This window comes from Moorella naiadis (nom. illeg.), from assembly GCF_051020825.1.
Classification (GTDB): Bacteria; Bacillota; DSM-521; order Neomoorellales; family Neomoorellaceae; genus Neomoorella; species Neomoorella naiadis.
Genome location: NZ_JAXGFQ010000003.1, coordinates 115,483 through 140,156, shown reverse-complemented (window position 1 = coordinate 140,156; position 24,674 = coordinate 115,483). Strand labels below are relative to the sequence as shown.

Below are 24,674 nucleotides of genomic sequence, written 5' to 3'. Positions count from 1 at the left end.
TAATGATGCAGGTATGGCAGGGATTACCCCGGGGTTTGGCTACAAGCGGCTGCTACCTGGCCCTGGGGAACTTCGACGGGGTGCACCGAGGTCACCAGCATTTAATCAGCACCATTGTCCAGCGCGCCCGGTCCGGCGAAGGGCCGGCCATAGTAATTACCTTTACCCCGCACCCCTCCCGGGTCCTGGGTGGCAACCCGCCCGGGCTGTTAACTACCACTGAGCGCAAGATAGAACTCATTGCCAGGTTGGGTGTAGATCATTTATTCCTTTTACCCTTTACGAAGGAAATGGCGGCCCTGGACCCGGAGGTCTTCAGCCGGGAGATTTTATGGTTCCATTTCCATCCCCGCCTGGTGGGGGTAGGTTTTAATTTTACCTTCGGCTACCGGGGGGCGGGCACCCCGGCCCTGCTACGCCGTCTGGGGGCGGAGCTGGGTTTCAACGTGCTGGTAATGGCGCCGGTAACCCACCGGGGCCTTATTGTCAGCAGTACGGCCGTCCGCAATGCCCTGGGCCAGGGGGATATCACCCTGGCCAGGGAGCTCCTGGGTTACTGGCCGGTCCTGGCCGGGAGGGTGGTGCCGGGCGAACAGCGCGGCCGCCGCCTGGGCTTTCCCACGGCCAATCTGGCGTTACCGCCGGAGTTGCAGCTGCCCGCCTATGGCGTTTATGCCTGTTTTGCTTCCTGCCGGGGAAAGAGCCATGGGGCGGTAGTAAACATCGGCCGGCGGCCGACCTTCGGCCCTTCTTTACCGGCGACCATTGAGGCCCATCTCCTGGATTTCAGTGGGGATCTCTATCACCAGGACCTGGCCCTGGAGTTCCGGGCTTTTTTACGCCCGGAGCGCAAGTTTACCAGCCCCGGGGAGTTAAAAAACCAGATGGAGGTTGACCGGGACCAGGCGCGGCTGATCCTGGCAGGCGAGCCCGCGCCAATAATGTCATCACGGGACCAGCAGGCGTAACCAGCCCGGAATTCCTGGCGTAATATATACTGGTTTAATAAATTTTACCAGGGTAGATTGGGGCTGGGACGATGAAAGTTATTATTACCGCCCACGCCAGGAAACGCCTGCAGGATCTACGCCAGGAGCAGATAGAAGAGGAAGATATCTATACTGCGACCCGGAGTATACCTGGTTATATACCCACGGCGACCCGGTTCCGGGGCTTCGTGGCCAGTACGGGACGGCCCTTTGACCTGGTGGTGAAGGATGTTCTGGCCGGGCGACTGGTAATTACCATTATCGGCAGATAAGGGAGATCGTTTATGGAGGGGCCGATGCCCCGACGATCGTTTTTATTTTTAATTTTTAATGGTTGCGTTCAATCCCGGGACAGCTTATAATAGAGCTAATGAACCCGTGGCGAGGATTGGCGAGGCTCCGACGCCTTTCTTGGCCCGCTGGGGATATTGTTATTAAAGGAGGTGAAGTTGATGGCCCTGGATACTGCTAAGAAAAAGGAGATCATTACCCGTTATCAAAAGCACGAAAATGATACGGGCTCGCCAGAAGTGCAGATAGCCATTCTGACGGAACGCATTAACCACCTGACGGAACACCTGCAGGTACATCACAAGGACCATCACTCGCGCCGGGGCCTGCTCAAGATGGTCGGTCAACGCCGGGGTTTACTCAATTACCTGCGTGACAACGATATTGAGCGTTACCGGCAAGTTATCGAGGCCCTCGGTTTGCGGCGCTAAGTTTTTACAGGGAGCGGGAGAACCGCTCCTTTTTAGTGACTTTTTAACAGTATTTAAGGGGCTGTTGGAAGGAAATACTATGATCAATGTCGAATGAATTTAGGTTTATAAGGATATGCGTAGAGGAGGCTATTTAAAAGTAATGCAAGGGGTATTACGTAAAACCCTGGCTGTTGCTGGCCGGGATTTAACCCTGGAGACCGGGCGCCTGGCCCGCCAGGCCGGCGGGGCCGTCATGGTTAATTATGGCGGCACCATGGTCCTGGTGACGGCAACAGCTTCCGCAGAACCCAGGGAAGGAATCGATTTCTTTCCCCTCACCGTGGATTATGAGGAGCGGCTCTATGCCGCCGGTAAAATCCCGGGCGGGTTTATTAAGCGGGAAGGGCGGCCCAGTGAAAAGGCCATTCTGTCGGCCCGCTTAATCGACCGCCCCATCCGGCCCCTGTTCCCCAAGTCCTATCGTAACGATGTCCATGTAGTGGCCACGGTGATGTCCGTGAACCAGGACTGCCCCCCCAATATAGCCAGTATTATTGGGGCTTCGGCGGCCTTAACCATCTCGGGCATTCCCTTTGCCGGTCCCATCGGGGCGGTGAGCGTCGGTTTAATTGACAACCAACCAGTTATCAACCCCACCCTGGAGGAGGACGTCCGCAGCAGTCTCCAGCTGACGGTAGCCGGTACCGCGACGGCCATTATGATGGTTGAAGCCGGGGCGAAAGAGGTACCCGAGGACCTGGCGCTAGAGTGCATCATGCGGGGCCATGAGGAAATCAAGAGGATTGTCGCCTTTATCAATGAATTCTGGGAAGAAGCCCTGGCCCTGGGACTGGCAAGGGAGAAGCCGGAGGTCGTGACCCCGCACCTGGACCAGGAGTGGGAGAATAGGGTGCGGGAAATAGCCACGCCCAGGTTGCAGGAGGTTGTTTACCGCAGCCGCAATGAGCGCTGGGTCAAGCAGGAACGGGAGAAGCAGTTCGACGCCTGCCGGGAAGAAATCAATAATCTAATCCTTGCGGGACAGGAGGGGGCCCTGGCAGCCAGCCCTGAGCTACCCGGTCTCATTAACGAGCAGATTACCAAAATTGAAAAGGAAATAATCCGCCGCATGATCCTGACGGAGGGCGTGCGGGTGGATGGTCGCACCCTGGAAGAAATCCGGCCCATTACCTGTGAAGTGGGAGTTTTAAGCCGCACCCATGGTTCCGGCCTTTTCACCCGGGGGGAAACCCAGGTCCTGACGGTGACCACCCTGGGACCCATCAGCGATGAACAGATCCTTGATGACCTGGGAGTCGATGAATCGAAACGCTACATGCACCATTACAATTTCCCGCCCTATAGCGTGGGTGAAGCGCGGCCCATCCGGGCCCCCGGAAGGCGGGAGATCGGCCATGGCGCCCTGGCGGAGCGGGCCCTGGAGCCCATGATCCCTTCGGAAGAAGAATTCCCCTATGCCATCCGGCTGGTCTCCGAGGTCCTGGGGTCCAATGGCTCTACTTCCATGGGCAGTGTCTGCGGCAGCACCCTGGCCTTAATGGACGCCGGGGTACCCATTAAGGCGCCGGTAGCCGGCGTGGCCATGGGCCTGGTCAAGGAAAACGACCAGGTGGCCGTCCTGACGGATATTCAGGGCCTGGAAGACGCCCTAGGGGATATGGACTTCAAGGTGGCCGGGACGAAGAAGGGTATCACCGCCCTGCAGATGGATATTAAGATCGCCGGTATCGACCGGTCCATCCTGGAGCGGGCCTTGGAACAGGCCCGGCGCGGGCGCCTTTACATTCTGGAAAAGATCCTGGCGACCCTGCCGGGGCCGCGGCTGGAGCTGTCACCCTATGCGCCTCGGATGCTGACCACGACCATTGATCCCGATAAGATCCGGGATATTATCGGCCCTGGGGGCAAGGTCATTAAAAAGATTATCGAAGAAACCGGGGTCGATATTGACGTCGAAGATGACGGGCGCGTCTTTATTGCCTCCACCGATGCCGCCGCTGGGGAGCGGGCCCTGGAGATAATTGAAGCCCTGACCAAAGAGGTGGAGACAGGCAAGGTTTACAACGGCCGGGTGACCCGGGTGACGGACTTTGGTGCTTTTGTCGAAGTAGTACCCGGGGTCCTGGGCATGCCCGGTAAGGAGGGCTTGGTCCATATTTCCCAGCTGGCCAGGGAGAGGGTGGAAAAAGTGGAGGATGTGGTCCACGAGGGCGATCACATCCTGGTCAAGGCCATCGGTTACGATCCCCAGGGGCGCCTGAAACTCTCCCGTAAAGAAGCCCTGGCTCCGGCGGCAACAGGTGAGGAAGGCGGAATCCACCGTCACTTTCGCCGGCCGGGCCGGGAAGGCGGCAACCGGGGATTCAATAACCGGAAACCACGGTAACATTTTACCACCATGAGCAGCTTGGCAGTGTCTTTACAACCGCTGGCCCTGTTAGTCTGATTACGGACCGGGGGGCATATACATTGATCAGGTAAGTTAAAGGTGGTGTGATCAATGTATGTGTTTTTCTACCCCCGGCGGGGGCTCCGGCGCTGGGGCTTAGTAGTGGTCCTGGTCCTGGGGTTACTATTGCTTCTGGGGTTTACTTGCTGGCGTTGGCTGGGTGGGGCTGCAGTACCGGCCCTGAAAACCCAACCCATTTACCAGGGCGACCCGGGCCGGAAGGCAGTAGCCCTGACCTTTACCATTGATTGGGGGGAAGAGCACCTGCCGGCCATGCTTACGGCCCTGGCCCAGGCCGGTGCCCGGGCAACCTTCTTCCCTACGGGGCAGTGGGCCGAACGTCACCCCGACTTGGTCCGCCAGATAGCCGCCGCCGGCCATGAGATCGGCAACCATGGCCAGGGTCACCCCCACCCGGATAACCTGAGCCGGGAGGAAAACCGCCAGGATATCCTGCAGGGTGAAGCCACCCTGAGGGCGATTACCGGTAAGAAACCCGTCCTTTACTCCCCACCCTACGGGGAGAGTAAGCCCCAGGTGGTGGCTGCCGCCGGCGACCTGGGCTATAAGTTTATCATGTGGACCATCAATACTGGTGATTACCTGCCCAACACCCGGCCGGAAGATATCCTGGCCACTATCCTTCCTAAATGCCAGAACGGGGCTATTGTCCTGCTGCACCCGACGGCGGTGACGGCCCGGGCCCTGCCGGAGCTGTTGCAGCAGCTCAAGGAGCGGGGATATGCCCTGGTAACAACTTCCGAGATCCTGAAAAACGGGTAAGCGCCCGTTTTTTTATAAGGCATTTCCCGGAGGGATATAATAACCTGGGATTAACTGCCGGGGAGTCCGGAGACCCGGGCCTTTTTGCCGGGGCCTACCCCAGAGCAGTGATTTTACCAGGGAGTGATGGGCATGAAGCGTTTACCGGGGTTTTTGCTGCTGGGGTGCCTGCTTTTTTTCTTTACCGTTACACCGGCCCGGGCGGCCGGGGAACCAGAAATTACAGCGCCGGCGGCGGTGTTGATGGAAGCCAGTACGGGGCAGGTCCTCTATGAACGTGGGGCCAGCGAAGAACGTCCCCCGGCCAGCACGACGAAGATCATGACGGCCATCCTGGCCCTGGAACTGGGCCGGCTTGATACCCCAATTACCGTAAGCGCCAATGCTGCGGCTACGGAGGGGGCCAGTATCTACTTACAAAAGGGCGAGGTTTTAACCCTGGGGGATCTGGTCAAAGGGGCCCTTTTGGAGTCCGGCAATGATGCCACCGTGGCCATTGCCGAGGGGCTGGCCGGCTCCGAAGCCGGCTTTGCCTTTTTGATGAATCGCAAGGCCTGGCTTTTAGGAGCCCGCCACACCCACTTTAATAACCCCAACGGCCTCCCGGATCCAGGCCATTACACCACGGCTTACGACCTGGCCCTCATTGCCCGGTACGCCCTGGGTAACCCGGTCTTTCGCCACCTGGTAGCCACGGTGGAGGATCAGATACCGGGACCGGCAGGGGTGCGTTATCTCTATAACACCAATCGCCTTCTGGAAAGTTACCCGGGGGCCGACGGGGTCAAGACGGGTACTACGGCAGCCGCCGGCCAGTGCCTGGTTGCTTCGGCCACCAGGAACGGGCGCCAGTTAATCGCCGTCGTCCTGGGGAGCGCCGACCGTTATAGCGATACCAGGAACCTCCTGGATTACGGGTTTAAGGATTTCTGCTATGAAGGAGTTAAGGCCGGGGAACCGGTGGGTCAGGTCGCAGTCGCTAACGGGGAAACTGCCGGGGTGGGGGTGGCTCCCGTTAGTGATGCCGGCTTTACCGTTCCCCTGATCCAGGCCAGCTTGCTGGAAAAAAGGGTCCTCCTGCCGCAGGTAGTTAAGGCCCCCATCAGGAAAGGCCAGGAACTAGGCCGGGTCCAGTTCCTTTACCAGGGCCGGGAAGTAGCCGCCGTAACCCTGGCGGCTACGGCGGGCGTCGCGGCCATCCCCTGGTGGTCGCGGGTGTGGCGGGCTTTTGCCGCCAGGCCAGCAACAGGCTATAAATAAGGCGATCTAATATTACGCCGGCAGCGGTAAATGCTGTAGCACTAATCCAGGCTGTTATTATAGAAAAAAGTTAGGGGGAAGGGAATGTATCAGAAAGAAACCCTGGCCAATGGCATTCGGGTGGTCACCGAGGCCATTCCCTATGTTAATTCCGTAGCCCTGGGGGTATGGGTACGCACCGGGTCCCGCAACGAAGACGAGGAAAACCAGGGCGTTTCCCATTTTCTGGAGCATCTCCTCTTTAAAGGAACCACCAGGCGTACTGCCAGGCAGATTGCCGAGGAACTGGAGGCCGTCGGCGGGGTGATCAACGCCTTTACCACCAAAGAATATACCTGCTTTTACAGCCGGGTCCTGGCTGAGGATCTGGATCTGGCCGTCGATGTCTTAAGCGATATGCTCTTTAATTCCCTCATGGACCCGGAGGAGATTGAGAAAGAAAAAAGGGTCATCCTGGAAGAGATCAAGATGTACGAGGATTCCCCGGATGAACTGATCCACGACCTCTTCGCCCGGACCGTCTGGCCGGGGCACCCCCTGGGCCGGGCCATCCTGGGGACCTATGAAACTGTGGCCGGTCTAAACCGGGAGCGGATCTATAACTACTACCGGGAACAGTACAACAGCGCTAATATAGTCCTGGCCGCCGCCGGGAAATTTGCTAGCAGGGAGCTGCTGGCCAAACTGGAGGAAGCCTTTGGCCGGCAGGAATGCCCAGGCGTAGAAGCCCAATTCTACCCGCCGCAGAACCAGGCTGATGTCAGGATGCAGGTCAAGGACACCGAGCAGGTCCAGATTTGCCTGGGGGTGCCGGGAATGGCCCAGGACGACCCGGATATTTATGCCGTCCAGGCCTTAAACAATATCCTGGGGGGTGGCCTGAGTTCCCGCCTTTTCCAGCTGATCCGGGAAGAGCGCGCCCTGGCCTATTCCGTCTACTCCTACCATGCCGGTTTCGCTGATAGCGGTCTTTTTACCGTTTATGCCGGTACCAGTCCGGACAACTACCAGCAGGTGGTGCGGCTGATCCTGGCGGAAATGGCCTCCCTCAAAGCTAAAGGGGTTACTGAGGTTGAGCTCAAGCGGACCAAGGACCAGATCCGGGGCAATCTCCTCCTGGGCCAGGAGAGTGTCAGCCAGCGGATGAGTCGCCTGGGAAAGACGGAGGTCTCCTTTGGCCGGGTAATTACAGCCGAAGAGATCACCGAGCGCTTGAACCAGGTCACCGTTGCCGATATCCAGGCCATGGCCCGGCGCCTCTTCCAGCCCCAATACCTGGCCCTGACCACCCTGGGACCGGAGGTCGAAACCTTGGACCTGGCCGTCCTCGCCGGCGCCGCCGGGATTTAGGAGGGAAAACCATGGATCGTTTAGAACATATCTTTGAGCTCCAGGAACGTTTTGACCGGGATCTGGCCCGGCGGCGGCAGCTACCGGACTACAACCCCGCCGAGTGGGTCCAGAAGGAAGCCCTGGCCATGGTGGCCGAGCTGGGGGAACTTCTGGACGAGGTCAACTTTAAATGGTGGAAGAACCCCCACCCCCTGGACCACGAGGCCATTAAAGGCGAACTGGTGGACATCCTGCACTTCCTCGTCAGCATGTGCCTGAAGACCGGCATCACCGCCGAAGAGTTTTACCAGGGTTACCTGGCCAAAAACCAGGAGAACTTCCGCCGCCAGCAGGGCCTAACGGATCGGCCAGAATATGTCGCAGTGGCCAGGGACAGGGAGGAATAAAGGGGCCATCTCCCCTCATAGGCTTTAGGGAGGGGTGATGGTAGGATGGAATTAGTTGTTTTTCTAGTGGCCTTGTTACTCCTTTTTCTCCTGGCCGTGCGGATTAAAACCCGTTATTACCGGAGCAGTAACATGGAAGCTGTAGCCAGCCCCGCCTCCCGGGCCCTGGCCGAGCTGGTAGCCGTAGCCGGGGGTATCTACCTTTCCCTGGTTCTCCTGGTGAGCTTCTTAAAGATTGAACTACCGGAAGCGGTGGCCATCGGCCAGGTCCGGGTCGACCCCCTGGCCATTGTTGCCCTCCTGGTAGCCCTCCTTCAGCCCCTGTTTTTTAGTCTCTGGCCGCGCATTAAGGGACGGTAGGTGGTGGGGATGCGGTTTACCGAGCTGATGGGTAAAGAGATAATCAACCTCTACGACGGTACCCGCCTGGGCAGCTTCGGTGACGCCGACCTGGTCCTGGACGCCGGGGAGGGCAGGGTGGCGGCCATTATTCTACCGCCCCGGGGTGGCTGGCGCTCCCTGTTCGCCAGCCGCCAGGAGCTGGTCATACCCTGGGAGGCGGTGCACAAAGTGGGCAGCGAGGTGGTAGTGGTCAACCTGGATCCTACTTACAACCGGCGGCAGAAAGATTGACACTTTCCAGGCCTGGTGGTATCATAAGGGCAACAATATTAAAAAAACCTCATCTCGTGTGCAGTGGGGTAGAGGTGCAACTGGCAAGAGTATTACTGGTGAGGGGGGCCCCGATGAACCGGTAGGAAAGGGCCTGTTGCCGAAGGGAGAAGCCTGACCCGGGCTATCTTCCTGGGCTGGTCTTGAATAAAGACCGGACTGTCACCTGGCGGCCAGTGCTGGTCGCCATGGTGGAGCGCTCCTCACACGAAGGACCGGCGAGATGGGTATTCTGGTAATCCGGGGGAAAACCGGGGCGGGATGCTCATGGTTTTCTCTTATTTTTTAAAGGGGTGATGTTCACGATCAGGGTTATCGTAACCGGAGCGGCCGGTCGTATGGGCCGGGAGATGACCCGGGGGCTGTTGCAGACAGAAGATATCGCCGTGGTGGGCGCCGTCGACCGCCAGCAGGTTGGGGTGGATATCGGGACGTTAAACGGGCTCCCCCCGGCGGGGGTAGCCATTACCCCCGAACTGGCAGAAGTAATTACCGCCACCAGGCCCCAGGTCATGGTAGATTTCACGGTGGCTGCGGCGGCCTTGGCCAATGCCAGGATAGCCGTAGAGAGGGGTGTGAGCCCGGTAATCGGTACCACCGGCATTAGCCTGGACCAGCTGGACGAGCTGCACCAGCTCTGCGAAGACCGCCAGGTGGGCGCAATGGTGGCACCCAATTTCTCTCTGGGGGCAGTTTTAATGATGCATTTTGCCGGAGAAGCAGCGCGTTATTTTCCCCGGGCGGAGATTATTGAAATGCACCACGACCAGAAAGTCGACGCTCCTTCGGGAACGGCCTTAAAGACAGCAGAGTTGATGGCCGCTAGGATCAGGGAGGCCCCAGCACTGCCACCGGCAGAAGAAAAGGCAGCCGGCGCCAGGGGAGCCTCCTACCAGGGCCTGGCCGTCCATAGCGTCCGCCTGCCCGGGGCGGTGGCCCACCAGGAGGTCATTTTCGGCGGCCAGGGGCAGCTTTTGACCATTCGTCACGATACTACCAGCCGGGAGGCCTTTTTACCCGGGCTGCTTCTAGCCATCAGGAAGGTCAACCAGTGCAAGGGGGTGGTCTACGGGCTGGAAAACCTGCTGGAATTATAGACCTGGCACCTACCGGAAGGCTTCCACATATATTGCAAGTAGTACAGGGGTACTAAGTTTGCAGGAGGTCGTTCCGGCATGGGTGGGAGGTTGACAGGAATCAGGGTGGCGCTGCTGGGGGGCGATGCCCGGGAGGCAATTCTTCTGGAGGAATTGCTGCGCCAGGGGGCCCTGGTCCAGGTGGCAGGGGTACCGGTACTGCCTGCGCGGGAGGGTTATACCTGGTATGACGATCCCCTGGCAGCTGTCCGGGGCGCCCAGGTGTTCATCCTGCCGGTACCCGGGGTCAATTCCGAAGGCCGCATTTATGCCCCGCAGAGCGAGCAACCCCTTTATTTGAATCAGGAATTGGCTGCTGCCATACCTGGGGGGACACCGGTTCTGGTAGGAGTGGCACGGCCCTTCCTCCAGGAAATGGCGGCCACCCGCGGCTGGCGTTTGGTGGAGACGGCCGATATGGATGAAATGGCCATTTTAAACTCCATCCCTACTGCCGAAGGGGCTTTAATGCTGGCCATGCAGGAGTTACCCATTACCCTCCACGGCAGCCAGGCCTTTGTCCTGGGGTTGGGCCGGACCGGCTTCACCCTGGCCCGCCTGCTGGCCGGGGTAGGGGCCCTGGTCACAGTAGTCGACCGGGGTGCCGCCGACAGGGCCCGGGCCCTGGTCGAGGGGTGGCGGGTGGTGGCCTTTACTGATCTGGCCGGGGTTATCGGGCAGGCCCAGGTTATTTTTAACACTGTACCCGATCTGGTACTAACGGCGGCGCTCCTGGCCGCCACCAGCCCGGAGGTGCTAATTATCGATCTGGCGTCGGCTCCCGGAGGAACAGATTTTGAGGCTGCTATGACCCTGCAGCGCCGGGCTATGCTGGCCCCGGGACTACCGGGTAAGGTTGCTCCCCGGACGGCGGGGCTGATCCTGGCCCGCATCTATCCTACCCTCATTCTAGATTGCCTGGAACGGCTGTAAACCCTACGGAGGTGCTTGAAAATGTTGCTGCAGGGTAAAAGAGTAGGGTTTGCCGTCACCGGTTCCCATTGCACCCTGGCCGCGATTATGCCCGAAATGGCCCGGGTGGTAGCCGAGGGAGCGCAGGTTATCCCCATTATCTCCCCGGCTGTAAGGGATAGTGATACCCGTTTCGGCACCAGTAGTTTCTGGCGAACCGAGATGGAACGGATTACCAGCCACCAGGCTATTGATACCATTGTCACGGCCGAACCCATCGGGCCGAAGAAACTATTGGATGTCTTGGTTATTGCCCCCTGCACCGGTAATACCCTGGCCAAACTGGCTAACGGTATTACTGATACGCCGGTACTAATGGCTGCCAAGGCCCAGTTACGTAACCAGCGACCGGTGGTGCTGGCCATCGCCACTAACGACGGCCTGGGAGCCAATGCTGCCAACCTGGGTCGGATTATGAACACCAAAAATATCTACCTAGTCCCCTTTGGCCAGGATGACCCGCAAAATAAACCCTCTTCCCTCATAGCCCGTATGGGTTTAATAGTTGATGCCATCCTGGCGGCCCTGGAAGGTCGGCAAATCCAGCCGCTTTTACTGGGTCCTCCGGAAAAGGGGTCGGTGACAGGAGGATAGTTTAACAGGAACATGGCTGATTTAAATGTTGCCGTAGTGGGTACCGGAGCCGTAGGCCAGACGATGCTCAAGGTCCTGGAAGAAAGGAATTTCCCCGTCGGCAAGTTAAAGGTCTTGGCTACCAGCCGTTCCGCCGGCAAGAAGGTAACCTTTAAAGGTGAGGAGTATTCCATCGAGGAAACAACGCCGGCATCCTTTGCGGGGATCGACGTCGCCCTTTTTGCCGGCGGCGCGGCCAGCAAGATCTTTGGCCGGGCGGCCATCGACGCCGGGGCGGTAGTCATTGACAACAGCAATAACTTTCGTATGGATCCGAAGGTCCCCCTGGTAGTACCGGAGGTCAACCCCCACGATGTACGCTGGCATAAAGGCTTGATTGCCAACCCCAATTGTTCCACCATCCAAATGGTGGTTGTCTTGAAACCCCTTTACGACGCTGTTGGTATTAAAAGAATCGTCGTCTCCACCTACCAGGCCGTTTCCGGCGCCGGCCAGGAAGCCATTGACGAACTGCGGGAGCAGAGCCGGCAGGTGCTGGCGGGCGCAGAGGTGATCAGTAAGGTCTTCCCCTGGCAGATAGCCTTTAACTGCCTGCCCCATATCGATGTCTTCCTGGAGAATGGGTATAGCAAAGAAGAGATGAAGATGGTCAACGAGACCAGGAAGATCATGGGCGACGACAACCTCCAACTGACGGCCACCACCGTCCGGGTGCCGGTCTTTAACAGCCACTCCGAAGCCGTTAATATTGAGACCAGGGAGAAGCTGACGGCCGGCCGGGCCCGGGAGCTCCTACGCCAGGCTCCAGGGGTCGTCGTGGTGGACGACCTGGAAAATAAAGCCTATCCCCTGGCCGTCCAGGCCGACGGGCGCGATGAGGTTTTCGTGGGTCGGATCCGGGAGGATTTCTCTATTGCCAACGGCCTGAACCTGTGGGTGGTGGCCGATAACCTGCGCAAGGGCGCAGCGACCAATGCCATCCAGATTGCCGAGGTACTGTTGCAGGAAGGGCTCCTCCGCAAATAGGGTTCTACCAAAAGTGTTTGTTAATGTCAGTATGCTAATATGCCGAGGGTGAGGCAGGTTCCCTTCAGGCGCTGGTTGCGCCATTATATTTGTGTCGAACTCGGCCGGCTGCGGGCGCGGCCTTAACTCGACCTGCGGCCTTAAACAAGCGGCCGCGCTTTTCCTCAGCCGGCCTCGTTCTTTTGATACTCACGCGCAAAGGCGCCCTCCGGGAACTTGCCTCACCCCTACCATAATGCTGACACTACGATCCCCATCTTGTTCACCGCCGCCTCGCTGCGGCACAGCTCGAGTTTACTAGCGCCTCGAACCAAGTCGCCTTCCGCCTATACCCGCCAGCCCTTCCCCAGCTTACCGTAGAGTTTAAGCTGCTACTGGGGTGGAGGGAAATGGGAAAGAAGGGGTGGCAGCAATGAAGGTACTGGTGCAGAAGTTTGGCGGTTCATCGGTGGCCAGCCCCGAACAGCGCCTGATGGTAGCCGGGCATATTGAAAGGGCCTGCCAGGCCGGTTACCAGGTAGTAGTTGTCGTTTCGGCCATGGGCCGCCGAGGCGCGCCCTACGCCACCGACACCCTACTGGAACTCCTGGACAACAATGCCGTAAACCCCCGGGAACGGGACCTGCTCCTGTCCTGCGGCGAGATTATCTCCGGAGTAGTCCTGGTCGGGGTGCTGGAAAACCGGGGCCTGCCGGCCCTCTTTCTCACCGGCGGCCAGGCCGGCATTATTACTGATGCTCAATTTGGTGATGCCCGCATCCTGCGGGTGGAGCCGCGCCGGATTCAATCTTACCTGGACCAGGGCCGGGTAGTGGTGGTGGCTGGTTTCCAGGGGGTGACGGAAAACGGGGAAGTAACTACCCTGGGAAGGGGTGGCAGCGACACCACGGCTGCGGCCCTAGGGGTAGCCCTGGGTGCTGAAGCGGTGGAGATTTTTACCGACGTCGACGGCGTCAAAACGGCCGACCCCCGGATCGTAAGCGACGCCAGGACCCTGGATATCATCACCTATAACGAGGTTTGCCAGATGGCCTATGAAGGGGCGAAGGTCATCCATCCCCGGGCTGTAGAGATAGCCCGGGAAAAGAATATTCCTTTGCGGATCAAATCTACCTTTAACGGCGGGCCGGGAACGCTGGTAGTTGCCTGGCAGCCTGGGGTTACCGGGGTTCATATCAGCCGCGACCGGGTCATTACCGGCATCACCCATATGGACGGCCTGACCCAGTTACGGGTTCCGCTTATCGCTAGGGAGGGAGCGGAGGCTGTTTTCCCCCTCCTGGCGCAAAATAATATCAGCGTTGATTTTATTAATGTCTTTCCCTGGGAACTGGTCTTTACCGTTAAAAGTGAGGTTGCCCCTCAGGCCATCGAGCTGATCAAAGGGCTGGGCTTGGAAGTGAGCGCCCGCTCTGGATGTGCCAAGGTGGCCACAGTAGGGGCCGGCATGCGCGGCGTCCCCGGGGTCATGGCGACCATTGTCACGGCCCTGGACCGCGCGGGGATCAAAATACTCCAGTCGGCCGATTCCTATACCTCCATCTGGTGTCTGGTGGACAGCAAGGAAATGGCCCGGGCTGTGCAGGTTCTCCACCGGGAATTCAGACTCAGCAATAGTGAAATTAACGAGGTGAAAGCTTATGCAGTGGGGTAGAATCCTCACGGCGATGGTGACCCCCTTTACAGCCGAGGGGAAATTGGATATCGACGGCGCCCGGAAACTGGCCGTCCATCTGGTGGAACACGGCAGCGACGGGCTGGTGGTGGCCGGTACTACTGGGGAATCCCCGGCCCTGACCCATGAAGAAAAGATTGCCCTCTTCCGGGCCGTCAAAGAAACAGTTGGCAATAAGGCGGCAGTTATTGCCGGGACCGGGAGTAATTCCACGGACGCCAGCATTGAACTCTCCCGGGAAGCCGAGGCCCTGGGGGTCGATGGCCTGATGCTGGTGGTACCCTATTACAATCGCCCCTCCCAGGAGGGCCTGTACCGGCACTTTGAGGCCATAGCAGCGGCCACCAGCCTGCCCATTATCCTGTATAATATTCCTTCCCGCACCGGGCGCAATATGGAAGCAGCCACGACCCTGCGCCTGGCAGCTATCAAGAATATCGTGGCCGTCAAAGAGGCCAGCGGCGACCTGGACCAGGCGACGGCCATTATCCGGCAGGCGCCGGAGGATTTCCTCCTGTACAGTGGCGACGACTCCCTGACCCTGCCCTTGATGGCTGTAGGCGGTTACGGCATTATCAGCGTGGCTGCCCACGTAGCCGGAGAGAAGATGCAGGCCATGGTCAGCGCCTTTACTGCCGGCGACACCTGGAAAGCGGCAGCCCTCCACCGGGAACTCTTCCCCCTCTTCAAGGCCCTCTTTGTCACCAGCAATCCGGTTCCGGTCAAGGAAGCCCTGAATATGCTGGGGCTGCCGGCCGGGCCGGTGCGTTTGCCCTTGGTGGGCGCCTCAAAGGAGGAAAAGGAAAAAATCGCCGCCGCACTGCGGGAAACGGGCTTATTATAGACCCGAGAAATGTTGCAAGCCGGGGCGAGATGGGTTATAATAAATATAGCTGGTTTAGAACGTGGAGAAGTACCGGGCCGGCGTCAAGCAGGCCCGGTATTTAATTGGCGCCGCAAATTAGCATCTTTGCAAACTGAAAATGGAGGTGGATTAATGGGAGAAAATGAGCGTAAGGTTTCCCTGATCCCCCTGGGCGGCCTCGGCGAAATCGGCAAGAACATGATGGCGATCAGGTACGGAAATAGCATACTGGTCATCGATTGTGGCTTGACTTTTCCCGAGGATGAATTACTGGGTGTCGATGTGGTTATCCCGGATTACACCTATCTTTTAGAGAACCGGCATATGGTCAAGGGGATTATCGTTACCCACGGCCATGAAGACCATATTGGTGCCTTGCCCTATGTGCTTAAGGATTTAAATGTGCCCGTTTATGGCACCAAGCTGACCCTGGCCCTGATTCAGGCCAAGCTTAAGGAACAGGGCAACCTCAATGGCGTCCACTTGCAGCAGGTGAAACCCAGGGAAACTTTAAGAATCGGCCCCTTTAGAGTGGAGTTTATCCACGTCAGCCACTCTATTGCCGATACGGTGGCCCTGGCTATTCACACGCCGGTAGGGACTATCGTCCATACCAGCGATTTTAAAATCGACTATACCCCCATTGACGGGGAAGTCTTTGATTTCTACAAGTTTGCCGAGCTAGGAGAAAAGGGCGTGCTGGTGCTTATGGCCGACAGCACCAACGTTGAGCGCCCGGGCTTTACCATGTCCGAACGCGTCGTGGGTGCTACCTTTGATGAGGTATTTCGCCGGGCGCAGGAAAGGATTATTATCGCCAGCTTTGCTTCGAATATTCACCGCGTGCAGCAGATAATCTCGACGGCCTATAAATACAACCGCAAGGTGGCTGTGGTGGGCCGCAGCATGGTGAATGTGGTGAATATTGCCCAGGAGATCGGCTACCTGGATGTCCCGGAAGATACCCTGGTGGAGCTGAGCGAGCTGGCCCATCTGCCGAAAAACCAGACGGTGATTATCTCGACGGGTAGCCAGGGAGAGCCCATGTCGGCCTTGACCCGGATCGCCCGTAATGATCACCGCCAGATCGAGATTGTCCCCGGGGATACGGTAATTATCTCGGCTTTACCGATTCCCGGCAACGAAAAACTGGTGGCGCGAACGGTAGACCAGCTATTTAAACAAGGTGCCGACGTCTATCACGAAGCTGTGGAGGGAGTTCACGTTTCCGGCCACGCCAGCCAGGAAGAATTAAAACTGGTCCTCAGCCTGGTTAAACCCAAATTTTTCGTGCCTGTCCACGGTGAATACCGCATGCTTATTAAGCATGCCCGCCTGGCGGAGGATCTGGGGATACCGCCGGAAAACATCTTTGTGGCTGAGAACGGCCAGGTAATGGAGTTTACCAGCGAAACCGGCAGCTTTAACGGCCGCGTCACCGCCGGCCGGCTCTTAATTGACGGCCTGGGGGTGGGCGATGTCGGCAATATCGTTCTGCGGGACCGCAAACAACTGGCCCAGGATGGCTTGTTGATTGTTGTTTTAACCCTGAGCAAGGAGAACGGCAATGTAGTTGCCGGGCCGGATATTATCTCCCGGGGTTTCGTCTATGTCCGCGAGAGCGAGGAACTGCTGGACGAAGCCAAGGAAAAGGTACGCCAGACCCTGGATAAGTGCGGCGAGCGTAAAGTAAGTGACTGGTCGACGATCAAGGGTAGTATCCGCGATAACCTAGGTAAATTCCTCTATGAGAAAACCAGGCGGCGGCCGATGATCCTGCCGATTATTATGGAAGTATAGGAAGTATAGGAAGTATAGGAAGTATAAATGGAAGTATAAGAAGTATAATTGGAGAATTAGTGTAGTGAAAAAGGCCCCGGGCAACCCGGAAGGGTGGCCCGGGGCCTTTTAAAGCACAAGCATACTTTGGGGAATTCCAGCTCTAGTCGCCGTCTAGAGCAGGATATCGTCTTTCCATAAATAAAAAAATCCGGCGCAAAGACGGACAGCCGAAAGGATCAAGTGACAATATGCCGCTAGGGTCAAGCCACTGTAGGATTTTGACTTCATGGTTTCCCCCGCCCTTTAATTCGTCTTTTAAAATGAAAGAAGGCAATAAGGGATAGCAGTGCGGGTATGCCCACCAATACCACCAGGCCCAGGGGCTGGAGAAAGAAAAAGAAATCCTTGACTGCAAAGATGTTAGTAGGCCGCTGGGCCAAATAATAAACTACCGGCAATTGGTAAAAAGCCAGCATTCTGTAGTTTGGTAAGTTCAATAGTCGCCCCAGCAAATAAGAACTGGCCCAGAGGAGGGCCGCGACCGTAGGAAAGACTAAAATGATCCACAGGAAAACAAATATCAGGCTGATGCGCTCAATAAAGGCCCCGGCAAATTCCGCCAGATGAGTAACTGTCAGGCCGGGAATTAAAGTGTATTTGAGCAATTCTACCCCCAACACCCCCTGGCAGGTTGTTATGACGGTGATCACGACTACCATGACGAGTAAATAACCATAGCTGGCCGCCCGCCAAGCTTGCCTAGGTTCATTCAAAAAAGGAACAAGGATAAGAAAAAGACTGATCTCTTCAGCATTGCTAATCCGCCATACGGCCAGTTTTAAGACCGGCCAGGGTCCATGGGGTAAGATTGGTAAGAAGTTGTCCAGGTGGAGCCGCGGTATAACCAGGGCAAACAGGAGAAAGGTAAGGGGTAAAGCCACAATAACAATGATAACCGAGGCGCGGGCCAGGGGTTCTATACCCCTGGCGGCCATATAGGCCGCTACCAACAGGAAAGAAACGAGCACCGCTGCATCGGGCGTGCGTGACAAGAGGGAATTTTTAACCGTATCGGTGGTTACCCGCCCGACTTCAGCCGCTAAACTAACCCAGTAGATCAAGACTATTAAACCCAGCACCCAGGCCAGCCACCGGCCTGCAAGCTGGCGGCTGTAGCCCACCAGGTCCAGGTGGGGAAATTGCATGGCCAGCCGCGTCAAGAGGTAGATGGCCCCCAGACTGGTTACAGTTTCCAGGGGGGATACCAACCACGTATCCACCCCCACTTTGATGGCAATATCTCTGGCACCTGTTAGCGTCCCTACTTCAATCAAGGCCGCGACAGTTAAAAAGAAGGCCTCGCTCGTTCCGATTTTTTCCCGCAGCATCTAGTTCACCATACCTACATGACGAATACTAACCTTTACCTCCACTACTACGGGCATCTGCGTAAAAACTTGCCGCCAGTTATCTTTAATACTTTCCCACCGGCGCGGGTCTCTTTGTTCTATTTTACGGCCAAACCCCAGGGTATCGGCCTGGTATTCTTGCTGGAGCTTAGTCACTAGTTGTTGAACGCGCTGCTTAATCTTCGCGCCAGCTCGCTCCTCAACTTGCTGTAACTCTTGCGCCTTCAAGGTCGACCGGCCACCTATTTTTTCGGTAATATCAGCTTTAATATCTAAATTAATAGCCATGCTCAGTCGATCGCCAGCAAATTGGGGCCGGACATCGGTATCTAGCTTATAAAGCTTGAGGGATATCATCCGTGCCAGCTCGGGTACCGACAGAGCCAGGATATCGCCGCCTTTAAATTCTCCGGTAATCCAAACGGCCGCCTGGGTTTCCGCCGGGTCGAGCCAGCCGACCAGCTTTCCTTCTTTTATTACCCCTGTCCCGCTTACCTGTAATTCCGGAGCCCCCTGTCCGGGTACCAGAGTCGCCTGTGATATTAAAATATCCCTCCCGGCCGCCACAGCCGCAATTATATCGGCGAGGTTATGTTTGACAAAACGGGAAGTGCGAAACTGGCGTTCCGCCTGCTCGTACAAAAACATGCTCACACTTTGGGCAAATTTGGGTTGGGCGGCAAGCAGATTCCGGGCAGGCCCCGCACTTAAAAGTATTGTCGTTGCCAGGTATCCTTCGCTATGGCGGGGCCAGAAATCCAGCACTTCGTTGATTTTCTGGCGTCTGGCCAGCTCTTCGCCTATAATTATCACCTTCTGGTGGCCAAAAAAGAGTCTGCGTTCGGCTCTGGTAGCTGCCTTACTGATGGCTTCATCGACGGTCAGCCCGCTTAAGGTTAACCGCCAGGTGGGAAGTTCCTTGGCCGCGCCGTCTCGCCCGCCGCCACCTCCTCCCCCTTTGGCAGCCATAAGGCGTAAAATGGGCATTTCCATGGTCACTTCAACTTGCTCATCCTTACGTTGACCTTCCCCTTTTGGGGCGAGATCGATAGCCGTTCCCAGTACCAGAGCGCGCCGTTCCAGATCCAGGTTGTCCCAACAGCCGGTTGCAATGATGGCTGTGATAATTACGATTAAAAGCCAGGCAGTTCTTCTCATTTTTTCTTCACCCCGGCGCCCATTTTTTTGGCTTCCCTGGGTTTTAGGTAGAAAGGGCGCCAGCGCTGGTTAAACAGGGCGGTACGGTAGATGCTGTCTTTTAGATCAGAAGATTGCCATGGCGCCCAGGGTTGGAGATAAGGTACGCCAAAACTTTTGAGGGAAACCAAGTGGGTGAGGATTAACATCAGTCCCAGGATGATGCCGTAGAGCCCGAATATGGTTGCCATGATCATGAGAAAGAAGCGGAGGATCCGTAAAGCTATGGCGGCATCGAATCTAGGGGCAGCGAAGCCGCTTATAGCTGTCAGGGCGACGACTATGACCATGGCCGAGCTGACGATGTTGGCCTGTACTGCCGCCTGGCCGAGAACAAGGGCGCCTACGACGCCCAGGGTTTGGCCCAGGGGTCCGGGTAAGCGGATGCCTGCCTCCCGTAAAAGCTCCAGGACAACCTCCATGATTAAAGCCTCTACTATCGAGGGAAAAGGCACCCCTTCCCGCCCGGCCCCGATGGAAATGGCCAGGGAGGTGGGTATCATTTCCGGGGAAAAGGATATCATGGCAATATACAGGGCGGGGAGAATCAGAGTCAAGACAGTTCCCAAAAACCGCAAACCCCGGATCAGAAAGGAAATCAACCAGCGATGATAAAAGTCCTCCGGGCTATGCATTAACGAATTAAAGGTAGCGGGAATGAGCAGGGCAAAGGGGGTATTGTCCGTTAAGACCACGACCCGGCCTTCGAGGAGGGCGGCGGTTGCCTCGTCGGGCCTTTCGGTACTCTGTATTTGCGCAAAGGGAGAGTACCAGTTGTCCTCGATTAGTTGCTCGATAAAGCCGCTATCGAGAATACCATCGATATCAATTTTTTGCAGCCGTTCCTCAACTTCCGTTAGCAGCCCGGGGTTAACTATACCGTCCAGGTACATAACTCCCACCGTAGTTTGGCTGCGCCGGCCCAGGAAGGAGGTCTTTAACTTGAGCTGGGGGTCACGGAGACGCCGGCGTAAAAGGGCCGTGTTGGTACGAAAACACTCGGAGAATCCTTCCCGGGGACCGCGGATTAAGGCTTCATTTTGTGGTTCCTCCACCCCCCGGTGTTCCCAACCACAGACCTCCAGGGCCAGACCTTTATTGCTGCCCTCCAGGATAAGAAGTGCAAAGCCGCTTAAAATACAAAAGGTAGCCTCACGGGAATCGGCTATCTCCCGGACGTTCGCCACTGTTAATAGGGAATCCCGCACTTGGCAGAATAACTTTTCATCCAGGGCAAAGGCTGGAGTGGCCAGGGGGGCTTCTAGCAGCAGAGACTTAACAATCTGGGTATCGATAATTTCGTTATCTACCAGGCCATCTATGTAAATCAGAGCCGTCGCCAACCCTGGCGCACCACCAATTTTCATCCGGCGGTAAACCACATCCTGGCAATCGGCAAAAATAGCTTGCAATATTTCTAAGTTGGCCGCTAAAGAACGTCGGAAGGGAAGAGCAATAGCCTTCCCCTCGTCCGCCAGGGGAGATGTATCTTTCGCTGGGTGAACTTTGGCCTTCCTTTTTTTACGTGAAAAGAGCCAGGGCTTTGGCGGCATGAAAGAATAGACTCCTTGGATAATAATCACCTGATGGAAAACTTCTGGTTGGAGGCCGGCCCCGGAATACTAGGGTCGGTTATACTCTCCGGGGCAAAATTGATAATGCAGCCCGGCTGGAAGGGGCTATTCAGGTAATCGGCCGGGTCAGTGCTGATGAGGCGTACCACCCGTGCCTGGTTAAAGCCCAGGGGTTCCACCTCCAGGGTTACTTCTCCTACCTTTAATTCCTGGCGCTGGGGGCAGAAGTTATCCATTCCCTCCCAGATAAGCTCGGGTGGTATAGGGCTATAAACATACATTATTCTCGCCTCCTCTGGTCGCACTGAAGCTCAAGCTACTGGTCTCGACTCCCACGAAAAGCACTGGTGACATATTAGTGCCGCCTCCCCGGACCGGGAGCACCGGCAGCGATAAGTTCTTTCACTTTACGGACGGCCGAGGCCAGGCCGCCGACCTCGTTGATCAGACCTACTTTAACAGCATCCTGGCCGACCAGGATGGTGCCGATATCCCGCGCCAGTTCTCCGGTGGCAAACATCAAGCGGCGCAAATCCCCTTCGGAGACATTGGCGTGCTCGACAATGAAGCGGATGACCCGGTCCTGCATCTTGTCCAGATACTCATAGGTCTGGGGGACGCCGATGACCATGCCGGTAAGGCGAATGGGGTGGATGGTCATGGTGGCCGTCTCGGCAATAAAGGAATGATTCGCCGCAACGGAGATAGGAACGCCGATGGAATGTCCACCGCCCAGGACCAGGGAAACTACCGGCTTGGACATACTGACCAGCATTTCAGCAATGGCCAAGCCGGCCTCCACATCGCCGCCGACGGTATTGAGGACTACCAGGAGCCCTTTAATATTGGGGTCCTGTTCTACGGCCACCAGCTGGGGAATAATATGCTCATATTTAGTTGTCTTGTTCTGGGGCGGCATCACCAGATGGCCTTCGATCTGGCCGACGATTTGCAGGCAGTGAATCTCGCTTTTAAAATCTGGGATGCTGGTCTGCCCCAGTTCTTTGATATTCTCTACTTCCGGGTTGGTGGAGCGACGTACTATATTACCCCGGGCCGGCTCCCGTTGGGGTTGGGGCTGGGTCAGGGGTGGGGGTGTTGCTGGCGGGTTAGGTACGGGGTTAGGGGAAATGTCAGGGCCAGGCATTATGGATTCCTCCTTAAATCTTAAGCTAATGCAGAATATGGATGTAGAGGGCAGGGTGATCCTGGTCGGGGTTTGCTTTGCAGTATAAAGGCGCCAGGCTTTCCCGAATTAGTATAAGAAAGAGGGGCACCAATCATACATTAGGCCTCCTAAAAAACGGTGCTGTATAATAGTTTTGACAGGGGCCATCTTCCCGGCAGTCAAAACCCAGGCCTCGCATTAAATAGGCCAAATCATCATTAATACTTTTTCACCTTGGAGCAAGGAATCTGGCCATCAGGCGTAGAATAGTAGCAACCAGGGTGATGGAAAATGCCTCCTGCCAGGATTATCAACGAGAAAATCAAAAATGAAATTATGGGCATAACTCTAGTGGCCCTTTCCCTCCTGTGCCTGGCGGGCCTTTATGTCCTTGATCTGGGTTATGTAAGTTCGGCGGCCAGTATCGGCGCCATCGGCCAGTTGCTGGTCCAGTTTTTGCGGGCTTTGACCGGCGAGGGCAAGTATTTGTTCCCCTTACTGCTGGCTGCCTGGGGCGTGAGACTCATAATCGGCGGCCGGGTCAAAGATACTCGTCCCCGCCTGGTTGGAGGGGTGTTGCTCCTTGTCACCTTCCTAAGCGCTCTCCATCAACCCTTGCTTCCCGGTAATGATTATAAAGTGGTCCTGGCCAGCGGCCTGGCCGGCCAGGGCGGTGGCTTCATTGGCGCAGTAGGGGCCTTAATATTAAAATCAATCTTTGGTCGCCTGGGCACCTGGATTGTCCTGGGCGCCCTGGCGGTGATTTCCTTTCTCCTGGCGACGGGGGTTTCCCTGACCAGACTGTTGCGCCGGGCCGGACAGGTCCTCGTGCCTATATTTCCCACCCTCAGGAACTGGCTCCTGGCCTTCCTCTTTACCGAGGTAGAAGAAGAACCAGCCCTTGGGTCCGGGGAGAATGAGGAAAGTAGTAAGGCCAAGATTAAGGCCAGGACCAGGGGCCGCTCCATCCCGGAAAAGGAGACCTTGCCGGAAAGGGAACCCGTGCCGGTCGTTATCAACCCGCCGCCGGAACCCCACTCTCCGGTCATCACACCCCCGGCGAAGGAAGAACCGGTCCCGGTCCGGGTCTACCCGGAGAATCCGGCGCCGTCGGTATTGGAGGATGATAAGAAGCCCCGGCGTAAACCGAAGTTTAACCTCCAACCGGAAACCCCGCCAACCCTGGAAGAGGGGGAAGGCAGTGGGGACGAGCCGGGGGTGTATGTCTTGCCTCCCTTAAGCCTATTAAGCCGCCCGGTAAGGGTCAAGAATCCCCGCCTGGAAAAGGATATCACCGACCGCATCAAAATCCTGGAGGATACCCTGGACAGCTTTGGGGTCAAGGTCAAGGTGACCCAGGTCAGCTGCGGCCCGGCCGTTACCCGTTATGAGGTCCACCCGGCTCCAGGGGTCAAGGTGAGCCGGATTGTCAGCCTGGCCGACGATATCACCCTGAGCCTGGCCGCCTCCCAGGTACGCATCGAGGCCCCCATTCCCGGGAAGGCAGCCGTAGGCATTGAGGTGCCCAATAAAGAGATTGCCGTCGTTCACCTGCGGGAGGTCCTGGAGGACCCGATTTTTACTGAAGCCAACAGCCGCCTGACTGTAGCCCTGGGCAAGGATATAGCCGGCAACCCGGTAATCGCCGACCTGGCCAAGATGCCCCACCTGCTCATTGCCGGGGCTACCGGGTCAGGTAAGAGCGTTTGCTTAAACGCCTTGATCTGCAGCCTGCTTTTTAAAGCCACCCCCCAGGAGCTCAAACTGTTGATGATCGACCCCAAGATGGTGGAGCTAACCCAGTATAATGGCATCCCCCACCTGCTGGCGCCGGTGGTCAGCCAGGCCAAAAAGGCGGCTACTGCCCTGCACTGGATAGTTAACGAAATGGAAAAGCGCTACCAGCTCTTTGCCGAAGCCGGGGTTAAGGATATAACCCGGTATAACCGCTGGCTGCAAAAGGAGAATAACGGCCAGGGAAGCCTCCCCTTGGTGGTGGTGCTGATTGATGAACTGGCCGACTTGATGATGGTCGCCCCGGCGGACGTTGAGGATGCCATTTGCCGCCTAGCCCAGATGGCCCGGGCTGCCGGCATCCACCTGGTAGTAGCCACCCAACGACCTTCGGTGGACGTCATTACCGGGTTGATCAAGGCCAATATCTCTTCTCGCATCGCCTTTGCCGTCTCTTCCCAGGTCGATTCCCGGACTATCCTGGACATGGCCGGCGCGGAAAGACTTCTGGGCCGGGGTGATATGCTTTTCATGCCTATCGGTGCGAGCAAACCCATTCGCGTGCAGGGGGTCTATGTCTCCGACCGGGAGGTAGACGACCTGGTAACCTATGTCAAGCAGCAGGGCCGTCCGGAATATAACTCCAGCTTTTTAAAGGGTGAAGAGAGCGGGGAAGAGAATAATGAAGCCGAGGATGAACTTTTCCCTGCTGCCGTCCGGGTAGTGCTGGAAACGGGGCAGGCCTCCATCTCTATGCTCCAGCGCCGCCTGCGGGTGGGCTATACCCGGGCGGCCCGGTTGATGGATATGATGGAGGCCCGGGGCTTCGTCGGCGGCCATGAAGGCACCAAGGCCCGGGCCATCCTCACTAACTGGGATGAATACCAGGAACTATTTGGGGCAAATGATGAACCATAGAAGGAAT

23 protein-coding genes and 1 riboswitch are annotated in these 24,674 nt (G+C 57.0%); of the genes, 18 read left to right on the top strand and 5 right to left on the bottom strand.

Features of this window, described 5'->3' with window-relative positions; translation table 11 throughout:
- Positions 1-2 precede the first annotated feature (2 nt).
- From SDD30_RS03105 to SDD30_RS03025, 17 genes are all read left to right on the top strand, one after another.
- Positions 3-968, top strand: coding sequence for a bifunctional riboflavin kinase/FAD synthetase (locus tag SDD30_RS03105; protein ID WP_434073469.1), 966 nt, complete (start codon positions 3-5; stop codon positions 966-968).
- Positions 969-1,039: 71 nt separating this feature from the next.
- Positions 1,040-1,261 carry a hypothetical protein gene (locus tag SDD30_RS03100; protein WP_434073468.1) on the top strand — a complete coding sequence of 74 codons (222 nt, stop codon included), beginning with the start codon at positions 1,040-1,042 and terminating at the stop codon, positions 1,259-1,261.
- 180 nt (positions 1,262-1,441) lie between these two features.
- Positions 1,442-1,711 (top strand): 30S ribosomal protein S15, encoded by a 270-nt coding sequence (gene rpsO, locus SDD30_RS03095; protein WP_109206169.1) that lies wholly within the window; start codon positions 1,442-1,444, stop codon positions 1,709-1,711.
- A 142-nt stretch (positions 1,712-1,853) separates the two neighbouring features.
- Positions 1,854-4,100: a polyribonucleotide nucleotidyltransferase gene (locus SDD30_RS03090; protein WP_434073467.1), complete on the top strand. Its 2,247-nt coding sequence runs from the start codon at positions 1,854-1,856 to the stop codon at positions 4,098-4,100.
- Positions 4,101-4,214: 114 nt separating this feature from the next.
- The gene (locus SDD30_RS03085) at positions 4,215-4,946 is read left to right on the top strand and encodes a polysaccharide deacetylase family protein (protein ID WP_434073466.1); all 732 of its coding nucleotides are present in this window, start codon (positions 4,215-4,217) and stop codon (positions 4,944-4,946) included.
- A 132-nt stretch (positions 4,947-5,078) separates the two neighbouring features.
- Positions 5,079-6,206, top strand: coding sequence for a D-alanyl-D-alanine carboxypeptidase family protein (locus tag SDD30_RS03080; protein ID WP_434073465.1), 1,128 nt, complete (start codon positions 5,079-5,081; stop codon positions 6,204-6,206).
- A gap of 84 nt (positions 6,207-6,290) precedes the next feature.
- A complete protein-coding gene (locus SDD30_RS03075) occupies positions 6,291-7,556 on the top strand; it encodes a M16 family metallopeptidase (protein WP_434073464.1) in 1,266 nt (421 codons plus the stop codon).
- An 11-nt stretch (positions 7,557-7,567) separates the two neighbouring features.
- On the top strand, positions 7,568-7,945 hold the full coding sequence (locus SDD30_RS03070; RefSeq protein WP_434073463.1) for a dUTPase: 378 nt from the start codon (positions 7,568-7,570) through the stop codon (positions 7,943-7,945).
- Positions 7,946-7,990: 45 nt separating this feature from the next.
- On the top strand, positions 7,991-8,305 hold the full coding sequence (locus SDD30_RS03065) for a hypothetical protein (RefSeq protein WP_434073462.1): 315 nt from the start codon (positions 7,991-7,993) through the stop codon (positions 8,303-8,305).
- Between the two features lie 9 nt (positions 8,306-8,314).
- Positions 8,315-8,578: a YlmC/YmxH family sporulation protein gene (locus SDD30_RS03060; protein WP_434073461.1), complete on the top strand. Its 264-nt coding sequence runs from the start codon at positions 8,315-8,317 to the stop codon at positions 8,576-8,578.
- Positions 8,579-8,639: 61 nt separating this feature from the next.
- Positions 8,640-8,827, top strand: a riboswitch (Lysine riboswitch).
- An 83-nt stretch (positions 8,828-8,910) separates the two neighbouring features.
- Positions 8,911-9,714, top strand: a complete 804-nt coding sequence (dapB, locus tag SDD30_RS03055) for a 4-hydroxy-tetrahydrodipicolinate reductase (RefSeq protein WP_434073460.1) — start codon at positions 8,911-8,913, stop codon at positions 9,712-9,714.
- 78 nt (positions 9,715-9,792) lie between these two features.
- Entirely contained in the window at positions 9,793-10,686 is an 894-nt protein-coding gene (gene dpsA, locus SDD30_RS03050) for a dipicolinate synthase subunit DpsA (RefSeq protein ID WP_434073459.1), read from the top strand.
- Positions 10,687-10,707: 21 nt separating this feature from the next.
- The gene (locus tag SDD30_RS03045; RefSeq protein WP_434073458.1) at positions 10,708-11,319 is read left to right on the top strand and encodes a dipicolinate synthase subunit B; all 612 of its coding nucleotides are present in this window, start codon (positions 10,708-10,710) and stop codon (positions 11,317-11,319) included.
- 12 nt (positions 11,320-11,331) lie between these two features.
- Positions 11,332-12,345 carry an aspartate-semialdehyde dehydrogenase gene (locus SDD30_RS03040; protein ID WP_434073457.1) on the top strand — a complete coding sequence of 338 codons (1,014 nt, stop codon included), beginning with the start codon at positions 11,332-11,334 and terminating at the stop codon, positions 12,343-12,345.
- A gap of 412 nt (positions 12,346-12,757) precedes the next feature.
- Complete coding sequence (gene dapG / locus SDD30_RS03035; protein ID WP_434073456.1) at positions 12,758-13,999, top strand: aspartate kinase; 1,242 nt, start codon at positions 12,758-12,760, stop codon at positions 13,997-13,999.
- Positions 13,986-14,864, top strand: a complete 879-nt coding sequence (gene dapA / locus SDD30_RS03030) for a 4-hydroxy-tetrahydrodipicolinate synthase (protein ID WP_434073455.1) — start codon at positions 13,986-13,988, stop codon at positions 14,862-14,864. The genes dapG and dapA overlap by 14 nt, the downstream gene beginning before the upstream one ends.
- A gap of 153 nt (positions 14,865-15,017) precedes the next feature.
- Positions 15,018-16,685, top strand: coding sequence for a ribonuclease J (locus tag SDD30_RS03025; protein ID WP_434073454.1), 1,668 nt, complete (start codon positions 15,018-15,020; stop codon positions 16,683-16,685).
- 266 nt (positions 16,686-16,951) lie between these two features.
- Here the strand turns inward: SDD30_RS03025 and SDD30_RS03020 are convergent, their stop codons facing one another.
- From SDD30_RS03020 to SDD30_RS03000, 5 genes are all read right to left on the bottom strand, one after another.
- Positions 16,952-18,055, bottom strand: a complete 1,104-nt coding sequence (locus tag SDD30_RS03020; protein WP_434073453.1) for a GerAB/ArcD/ProY family transporter — start codon at positions 18,053-18,055, stop codon at positions 16,952-16,954.
- Positions 18,056-19,234 (bottom strand): Ger(x)C family spore germination protein, encoded by a 1,179-nt coding sequence (locus SDD30_RS03015; protein WP_434073452.1) that lies wholly within the window; start codon positions 19,232-19,234, stop codon positions 18,056-18,058.
- Positions 19,231-20,826, bottom strand: a complete 1,596-nt coding sequence (locus SDD30_RS03010; RefSeq protein WP_434073451.1) for a spore germination protein — start codon at positions 20,824-20,826, stop codon at positions 19,231-19,233. Before SDD30_RS03010 ends, SDD30_RS03015 begins: the two co-directional genes overlap by 4 nt.
- Positions 20,827-20,852: 26 nt before the next feature.
- Positions 20,853-21,128, bottom strand: coding sequence for a YlzJ-like family protein (locus tag SDD30_RS03005; RefSeq protein ID WP_434073450.1), 276 nt, complete (start codon positions 21,126-21,128; stop codon positions 20,853-20,855).
- 74 nt (positions 21,129-21,202) lie between these two features.
- Complete coding sequence (locus SDD30_RS03000; RefSeq protein WP_434073449.1) at positions 21,203-21,994, bottom strand: ClpP family protease; 792 nt, start codon at positions 21,992-21,994, stop codon at positions 21,203-21,205.
- A gap of 312 nt (positions 21,995-22,306) precedes the next feature.
- Here SDD30_RS03000 and SDD30_RS02995 point away from each other — a divergent pair, with 312 nt between their 5' ends.
- Positions 22,307-24,667, top strand: coding sequence for a DNA translocase FtsK (locus SDD30_RS02995; RefSeq protein ID WP_434073448.1), 2,361 nt, complete (start codon positions 22,307-22,309; stop codon positions 24,665-24,667).
- Positions 24,668-24,674 lie beyond the last annotated feature (7 nt).

Coding starts and splice junctions, on each gene's coding strand:
- SDD30_RS03105 (WP_434073469.1), top strand. CDS start 3: ATGATGCAGGTATGGCAGGGATTACCCCGGGGTTTGGCTACAAGCGGC.
- SDD30_RS03100 (WP_434073468.1), top strand. CDS start 1,040: ATGAAAGTTATTATTACCGCCCACGCCAGGAAACGCCTGCAGGATCTA.
- rpsO (WP_109206169.1), top strand. CDS start 1,442: ATGGCCCTGGATACTGCTAAGAAAAAGGAGATCATTACCCGTTATCAA.
- SDD30_RS03090 (WP_434073467.1), top strand. CDS start 1,854: ATGCAAGGGGTATTACGTAAAACCCTGGCTGTTGCTGGCCGGGATTTA.
- SDD30_RS03085 (WP_434073466.1), top strand. CDS start 4,215: ATGTATGTGTTTTTCTACCCCCGGCGGGGGCTCCGGCGCTGGGGCTTA.
- SDD30_RS03080 (WP_434073465.1), top strand. CDS start 5,079: ATGAAGCGTTTACCGGGGTTTTTGCTGCTGGGGTGCCTGCTTTTTTTC.
- SDD30_RS03075 (WP_434073464.1), top strand. CDS start 6,291: ATGTATCAGAAAGAAACCCTGGCCAATGGCATTCGGGTGGTCACCGAG.
- SDD30_RS03070 (WP_434073463.1), top strand. CDS start 7,568: ATGGATCGTTTAGAACATATCTTTGAGCTCCAGGAACGTTTTGACCGG.
- SDD30_RS03065 (WP_434073462.1), top strand. CDS start 7,991: ATGGAATTAGTTGTTTTTCTAGTGGCCTTGTTACTCCTTTTTCTCCTG.
- SDD30_RS03060 (WP_434073461.1), top strand. CDS start 8,315: ATGCGGTTTACCGAGCTGATGGGTAAAGAGATAATCAACCTCTACGAC.
- dpsA (WP_434073459.1), top strand. CDS start 9,793: ATGGGTGGGAGGTTGACAGGAATCAGGGTGGCGCTGCTGGGGGGCGAT.
- SDD30_RS03045 (WP_434073458.1), top strand. CDS start 10,708: ATGTTGCTGCAGGGTAAAAGAGTAGGGTTTGCCGTCACCGGTTCCCAT.
- SDD30_RS03040 (WP_434073457.1), top strand. CDS start 11,332: ATGGCTGATTTAAATGTTGCCGTAGTGGGTACCGGAGCCGTAGGCCAG.
- dapG (WP_434073456.1), top strand. CDS start 12,758: ATGAAGGTACTGGTGCAGAAGTTTGGCGGTTCATCGGTGGCCAGCCCC.
- dapA (WP_434073455.1), top strand. CDS start 13,986: ATGCAGTGGGGTAGAATCCTCACGGCGATGGTGACCCCCTTTACAGCC.
- SDD30_RS03025 (WP_434073454.1), top strand. CDS start 15,018: ATGGGAGAAAATGAGCGTAAGGTTTCCCTGATCCCCCTGGGCGGCCTC.
- SDD30_RS03020 (WP_434073453.1), bottom strand. CDS start 18,055: ATGCTGCGGGAAAAAATCGGAACGAGCGAGGCCTTCTTTTTAACTGTC.
- SDD30_RS03015 (WP_434073452.1), bottom strand. CDS start 19,234: ATGAGAAGAACTGCCTGGCTTTTAATCGTAATTATCACAGCCATCATT.
- SDD30_RS03010 (WP_434073451.1), bottom strand. CDS start 20,826: ATGCCGCCAAAGCCCTGGCTCTTTTCACGTAAAAAAAGGAAGGCCAAA.
- SDD30_RS03005 (WP_434073450.1), bottom strand. CDS start 21,128: ATGTATGTTTATAGCCCTATACCACCCGAGCTTATCTGGGAGGGAATG.
- SDD30_RS03000 (WP_434073449.1), bottom strand. CDS start 21,994: ATGCCTGGCCCTGACATTTCCCCTAACCCCGTACCTAACCCGCCAGCA.
- SDD30_RS02995 (WP_434073448.1), top strand. CDS start 22,307: ATGCCTCCTGCCAGGATTATCAACGAGAAAATCAAAAATGAAATTATG.